This window comes from Occallatibacter sp. (assembly GCF_049510455.1).
Lineage (GTDB): Bacteria > Acidobacteriota > Terriglobia > Terriglobales > Acidobacteriaceae > Telmatobacter.
In genome coordinates, this window is sequence record NZ_JBEKYX010000193.1 from 1 (window position 1) to 2,977 (window position 2,977).

Genomic DNA, 2,977 nt, shown 5'->3' on the forward strand with positions numbered 1-2,977 from the left:
CAGTTGTCTAATTGTAAGAAGAAAAAAACACTGTTAGTTGAGCAAAAGAAAAATTTCTTAAAACAACTTACCTGGCGCTAGAGACGCAGCCACGTCTCAGGCCCCTATCAAGCGTTGTAGTACTGTACCAATTAAATCAATTCGCCGGTCACGGGTCACAGGCCTACTGATTTTGACCAAAGGTCACAGAGGTCACAGGTCTCAGAGGCAACTGGCGAATCGATTTTTTGGTTCACGAAAAGGCTTCCAGAAGCCCCCAAATCGCAAAAAATCACCCCCAGCACATTTTTTGGATGATATTGGTTCATTGAGGTACATGTACTATAGTATCTAGTAGGTACTATACTATACTGGCTATCGGGAAGCAGAGAAAGTATTTCCTCTGGAATATCTCCCTTATCTCCTATGTAGATTTCGTTGTCGTCGACCTCCATAAGCAGAATCTAGTGAAATGTTGTGATAATTTTTTTTATGTTGGGTGATTGAGTTTTCCAGGAAAATTGTTCTGCCTTTGCAACGCCTCTTTAGGCCGAAAAAAAACTAAATGACCCTAAAAGACCCAAGTAGTTTAGCTTGGGTCCTATTTTTATATTTTTTTTCTGATGGCCGCACTGATTGGCGAAATTTTTTGGGCGGTCACAGCTCAATAGCCTACCTGACGAAACCATTATTTCGTCAGGCAGGTCACAGGTCACATGGGGTGGCGAATTGATTTAATTAGTACAGTATAGCCAATCTCGGCTCACCAGCTATACTTACCAACTCCGACATTTCTACCGATTTTAGGCGAACTCTCAACATTTCGACAAGTTATACCTCTCGATTTTTAATCCTATACGACTTATCAAACCTCCCATTCATCTCCCACCCATTTACACAAAAATATTCGACGTGTTTATATTTTATTTCCATTTTCGGCTCTTTTCTCAGCTTTCTTCAATTTCGGCTCATTGCATCTTCGATTGGCTTCGCCACCCACGGGACACATTTATACTACGAATATCGGCACTCACCAACAACATATCCAATCTCGCCAACAGTTTCCAACACCTGCCCGACGACCATCGACAACTTTCTAACTTTTATTTGACAATTTCTTATATTTTTCTTTCTTTTATTATCGATTTTTTCGGCTTTTAAACCCAGACTTCGGCTCAATCAGCTCAACGATACGCTCGATAGTCGCATTTTCACCGTCCCCTTTCGCCCTTATCATCCACCAATACTCCTATTTGACTCCGTTTTATTTATTTCCATTTTCGGCTCTTTTCTCAAAATTTCTTCAATTCCGGCTCATTGCACCTTCGATCGACTTCGTCACCCATCGGAATCATTTTATACTACGAATATCAACACTCACCAACTTCATTCCCGACGTCGCTAAAAATATCCGGCACCTTTCCGATGACTTTCGATATCTTTTGGCCGATTATTCGGCTATTTCTTATATTTTTCTTTCTTTTATTATTAATTTTATTCCGCTTTTAAACCCAGACTTCGACTCATTCAGCTCACCGATACGCTCGATACTCGCCTTCTTACCGTCCGATTTCGCTTCTATTCGGCTCCCACCATTTTATACAAAATTATTCGGCTCATCTTTTTCCATTTTCGGCTCTTTTCTCAGATTTCTTCAATTTCGGCTCTTGCATCTTCAATCGGTTTCGACATCGGCCTTCACACACATCTTTACTGCCCATATCGGCACTTCCATTCCCAATCTCGCCACCAGTTCGAACAGCCTTCCTACGATTACCGACAACATTTCACCTATTTCCGTCGTTTTCTTTATTTTTATTATCAAATTTTTTCGGCTTTTAAACCCTGACTTCGGCTTGATTCGCTCAACAATACACTCGATACACACCTTTCTACCGATCACTCCCTTATGACCGCGTTGACTGGGGACAGTCAAAATTTCAGTAGGGAGGAGATGATGAGTTGTACTCATCTCTACCCCCTGCAAACCACATATTTTTGAATTTTAATCATTTTTCATTTTATTTTATTTTATTTTCGATGTCACGTGATCACGTGATCACATGCCGAGCTTACCGAACACTTACCGAGCCTACCGAAATCATACCGATGACAAATCACACAATTTCCGACACCAGCCGACATTTCCAAGGCCTTTTCGGCACTATTTCCCTTCATCACAGTCAACCTGCACTACCTCACAGCCACCGAGATCACCTACCATTACCGAACACTTTCCGAGCCTACCGAGATCATACCGATGACAAATCACACCTTTCCGATCATCATTTGATCATCAATACTCCATCACCAATCATCCTCAAGGCCTGCTAGCAACTCGGGAGCCTGCCTCAAGGTAGCCTCATGTATAATTTATCATTTTCATTTAACCTTTATGTTTCTTTCCTTTTTTATTTCCTTTTATATCACCTCTCCTAGAAACCTCTATAAAACCCTCTGTAGATTAACTAGCACAGTAGTTACTCAAGTTACCTTTTACCCAGTTACAGTTCCCTGACGATTACAATCTTAAAAACCCTAAAGCTTTTAATATTAATACACTCTTTTATTACCACAAACACATCGTTACCGACTAATATTAATACACTCTTTTATTACCACAAACACATCGTTACCGACAGTTACCGACATTTACCGATCCCACTTTCATCACACTCACCTTATCTCACCTATTTTCGGCAACTCTCGGAAACTCTCGCCTATATTTGGCAACTCTCGGAAACTCTCGCTAAAGCTCAGAAACACTCAACAAACCTTCGGTGAAACTCTGGTACTACATCCTGATAAGTAAACCCCCTCGAACTTGCACTGCTAACAGTCACAACGTCACGGGACATTAATAATTAATTTTATTTACTTCCTTGCACGTTGTCAGCGTCATCATTTTGGAGCCCACCGCGAGGGGGTTTCAAAGTCAGCCTAGCACCATCCAGCCGAAGAATTACCGACGTCCAACCCTTCATCACCATCATCGTTG

Annotated in this window: 1 protein-coding gene; it reads right to left on the reverse strand. The window is 41.3% G+C overall.

The features are described from left to right. Positions 1-1,654: 1,654 nt before the first annotated feature. Positions 1,655-1,951, reverse strand: coding sequence for a hypothetical protein (locus ABSG47_RS20760; protein WP_424172445.1), 297 nt, complete (start codon positions 1,949-1,951; stop codon positions 1,655-1,657). Positions 1,952-2,977: the final 1,026 nt, after the last annotated feature.

Excerpts from the sequence above, each read along its gene's own strand:
- ABSG47_RS20760 (WP_424172445.1), bottom strand. The coding sequence starts at position 1,951 with ATGAGTACAACTCATCATCTCCTCCCTACTGAAATTTTGACTGTCCCC.